The sequence below is a fragment of the Dolichospermum sp. LEGE 00246 genome (assembly GCF_015207865.1).
Taxonomy (GTDB): Bacteria; Cyanobacteriota; Cyanobacteriia; order Cyanobacteriales; family Nostocaceae; genus Dolichospermum; species Dolichospermum heterosporum.
The window spans coordinates 1-3601 of record NZ_JADEWA010000521.1 but is presented as its reverse complement, the minus strand read 5'-3'; the positions used below and the strand labels follow the sequence as shown (position 1 = coordinate 3601).

Annotated in this window: 4 protein-coding genes; all 4 read right to left on the bottom strand. The window is 38.2% G+C overall.

The annotated features are described in order from the left end of the window. The coding region (locus tag IQ228_RS23305) for an ATP-binding protein (protein WP_193964598.1) at positions 1–449 on the bottom strand (449 nt) is incomplete at its 3' end. Between the two features lie 177 nt (positions 450–626). Further along, a complete protein-coding gene (locus tag IQ228_RS23300; RefSeq protein ID WP_027402798.1) occupies positions 627–1178 on the bottom strand; it encodes a 5-formyltetrahydrofolate cyclo-ligase in 552 nt (183 codons plus the stop codon). A gap of 112 nt (positions 1179–1290) precedes the next feature. Next, positions 1291–2235: a GDP-L-fucose synthase gene (locus IQ228_RS23295; RefSeq protein WP_193964597.1), complete on the bottom strand. Its 945-nt coding sequence runs from the start codon at positions 2233–2235 to the stop codon at positions 1291–1293. 20 nt (positions 2236–2255) lie between these two features. Then, the gene (gene gmd / locus IQ228_RS23290; RefSeq protein ID WP_027402800.1) at positions 2256–3335 is read right to left on the bottom strand and encodes a GDP-mannose 4,6-dehydratase; all 1080 of its coding nucleotides are present in this window, start codon (positions 3333–3335) and stop codon (positions 2256–2258) included. Positions 3336–3601: the final 266 nt, after the last annotated feature.

Below are 3601 nucleotides of genomic sequence, written 5' to 3'. Positions count from 1 at the left end.
ATAATTGGCAAAGGACAATGATTATAATTATCATCAGTTTCTATGATCGAATTTTCAATCAAAAAATTGCTTAAATCATCACTACTATCTGTTAATTTTGAAATGGTTTCTTTAGCATAATTATCAATTTCTTTCGTGTATATTTCCAATTGAGTTTTATCTCTCTTTTTACAAATTTTCCAGTCCAACTTATTCTGTGAGTCAACTTTAACAAGAGTAGATATTGAAACTGTATTTGAATTGATGTTAATATCATCATCTTTTAGATCAAATTTATCCCCTGATCTTAATTGATATACATATTGAGATAAAAATATAGCAATACTATCTAAAATAGATGATTTACCTGAACCATTGACTCCAATAAACACAGCCAAATCAGAGGGAAGCGTTAATTTAAGTTCTCGAAAACCTCGAAAGTTTTGTAAATGTAATTCTTCAATACGCATATTTATAAATTGAATATAATTGTAAATTAAAACCGCCAACAAGATGATATTTTTATCTTATCAAAAATTTCCGATTTAATAAAATCAGGACTTATGTAAAATATCTCTCAAACCCTCATTTCTCTGTGACCTCTGTGCCTCTGCGGTTCATTCATCTTTAAATTATTTAATAATTACCTAATATCCATTTTCTGTAATCACCCTATCTAAAGGCTTATCCCAACTATCAACAGGTAATTGAGATAAATAAGCAAAATCAAAAACTACTCCTATAGTCGCTTTCGTCTCCCAACCGGGAGAATTTAACAAACGGTCATAATATCCACCACCATAACCTAAGCGGTATCCTTGGACATCACAACCCACACAGGGGACAATAATTAAATCTACTTCTTCCATCTCTATTATCGGTGCTTCGTGGTGAGGTTCAGTAATCCCATAAGCGCCGATATTAATTGTGTCATCAGGTTGCCAATAATGCCAAACTAGAGATTTATCAACACAACGGGGAAAACCCCAACGTTTATTAATGTTAGTATATAGCGAGCTAATATCAGGTTCTTGGCGAAAGCTAAAAAAAGCCAGAATTGTATTTGCTTGATTAAATATAACTGAGTTTTGAATGTTGGTAGTGAGGCGATCGCTTTTTCCCCGCCATTCTAATAATGTCATAGACTGACGTTTTTGGAGTAAAACCCGTCGCAATTCCTTTTTAGTTAGTTGTGACAATTTTGGATTTTAGATTTTAGATTTCCCTCGTTCCCATACTCTGCCTTCTATGTATACTAGAGTCAGAGACTCTATGAAGCATTCCCAGTCGGAGACTGGGAACGAGATACTCTTATGTAGCGGTTTTCCGCCACCAGTCAATAGTATTTTTCAGGCCTTCTCTAAATTCTACCTCAGCAGTAAAACCAAAAGCCTGTTTTGCTCTTTCCGTATCCAAACAACGTCGGGGTTGACCATTGGGTTTGTCGGTTTCCCACACAAGTTCACCCTCATACTCCATTAATTCGCAAATTAGGGTAATTAAGTCTTTAATGGATATCTCGTAACCAGTTCCTAAATTGACGGGTTCAGCATCATTATAAAACTGAGTTCCCATGACTATTCCCCGTGCTGCGTCTGTAGAATACAAAAACTCACGGGTAGGAGAACCATCACCCCAAACAGGAAGTTGCTTTTCTCCCCTAGTTTGGGCTTCTTGCACTTTGCGAATCAAAGCCGGAATAACATGAGAACTGCTGGGGTTGAAGTTGTCTTCGGGTCCATACAAGTTTACAGGTAACAGGTAAATACCATTAAACCCATACTGGTGACGATAGGATTGCAATTGTACCAACAGGGCTTTTTTCGCAATTCCATAGGGGGCGTTAGTTTCTTCTGGATAACCATTCCAGATGTCATCTTCTTTAAATGGTACAGGGGTAAATTTAGGATAAGCGCAAATAGTTCCTACACAGACAAACTTTTCTATCCCCTGTTGATAAGCTGCATGGATTAACTGAGTCCCCATGATCAAGTTATCATAAAATAACTCACCGGGTTTTTCTCTATTTAAACCAATCCCCCCCACATGAGCGGCTAAGTGAATGATAATATCCTGTTGGTCTGCTGCCCGTTGACAATTTTCCCATACCCGTAGATCACAATCGTGCGATCGCGTTACAGTAATTTTCTCACGATTAGCGCCATGCTGATACAATTGATCTATTACTTGACGACCGAGAAAACCCGCCCCACCAGTGACAAGAATTCGTTTATTTTCTAATTCTAAGGCTGTCATATTATTATCCTTGATCGGAATTAAAAGTGCAGAGATCCCAATTCTTGACGGGTAGTAGCAATATCTTGAATTTGTTTTCCACCATTCCCATTGGAGGAAGTACAACCCACAGCTTGTAAATCAGCTTCCACCATTAACGCAACCAGTTCTTTAAATGTTACCGATGGTTGCCAGCCTAATTTCTGCTGGGCTTTAGTGGGATCACCAATTAGTAAATCCACTTCAGCAGGACGTAAATAGCGTTGATCAAACTCTACGTATTTTTGCCAATCGAGATTAACATAACTAAATGCTAACTCCAGAAACTCCTTCACTGAATGGGTTTCACCTGTAGCCACCACATAATCATCCGGTTGCTCTTGCTGCAACATCAACCACATAGCTTTGACGTAATCTTTCGCATAGCCCCAATCTCTCTTGGAGTCTAAATTACCCATGTAGATATTTTTTTGTTTACCAGCAACAATGCGGGCTACTGCTCTAGTAATTTTCCGAGTAACAAATGTTTCTCCCCGTCTTGGAGATTCATGATTAAAAAGAATACCGTTACAAGCAAATAAATTGTAAGATTCGCGGTAATTGATGGTTTGCCAGTGAGCGTACACCTTAGCACAAGCGTAGGGACTGCGGGGATAAAAAGGTGTGGTTTCACTTTGAGGAACTGCTTGCACCAAACCATACATTTCCGAAGAACCAGCTTGATAGAAACGGACTTCAATCCCAGTCCGATGTTGGTAGTCGCGGATTGCTTCTAATAACCGTAATGTCCCCATACCTACAGCGTCTACTGTATATTCAGGTGAGTCAAAACTTACCCTAACGTGGGATTGAGCGCCTAAGTTATAAATTTCTGTAGGTTTAACTTCTTCTAAAATCCGCCGTAGAGTTGTTCCGTCTGTCAAATCACCATAGTGGAGAAATAGCCTTGCGCCCTCGTTATGAGGATCTTCATACATATGATCAATTCTGTCTGTGTTAAAGGTGGAAGTACGGCGAATAATTCCGTGTACTTCATAACCTTGTTCTAGTAAAAGTTCGGTTAAATAAGAACCATCTTGACCAGTAATACCAGTAATTAAAGCTCGTTTTCTTTGTGTCATGCTTGGTGATGCCTTGTTGTTTTTAGTTGAAGATTACAAACAGTCTGATATAAATTAGCATTTAAGTGATATAACTGCCCAATAGTCAGGCTGCAAATATTTAGTAGCTATTAAATCAGGTTCAACAAATATTTTGGTTAAAAAACAATTTAACAAATAATTATAGGTTTATGTCAATTAAGTAGGTGGGCGTTAGAAATTGTCGTTGGGGCAAGGGAAACAGAAAAAATCCCTAAACCTCCCCTTTACAAGGGGAGGGTTAGGGA

Bases quoted from the DNA above. Each gene is read 5' to 3' on its own strand.
- IQ228_RS23295 (WP_193964597.1), bottom strand. From the start codon at position 2,235: ATGACAGCCTTAGAATTAGAAAATAAACGAATTCTTGTCACTGGTGGG.
- gmd (WP_027402800.1), bottom strand. From the start codon at position 3,335: ATGACACAAAGAAAACGAGCTTTAATTACTGGTATTACTGGTCAAGAT.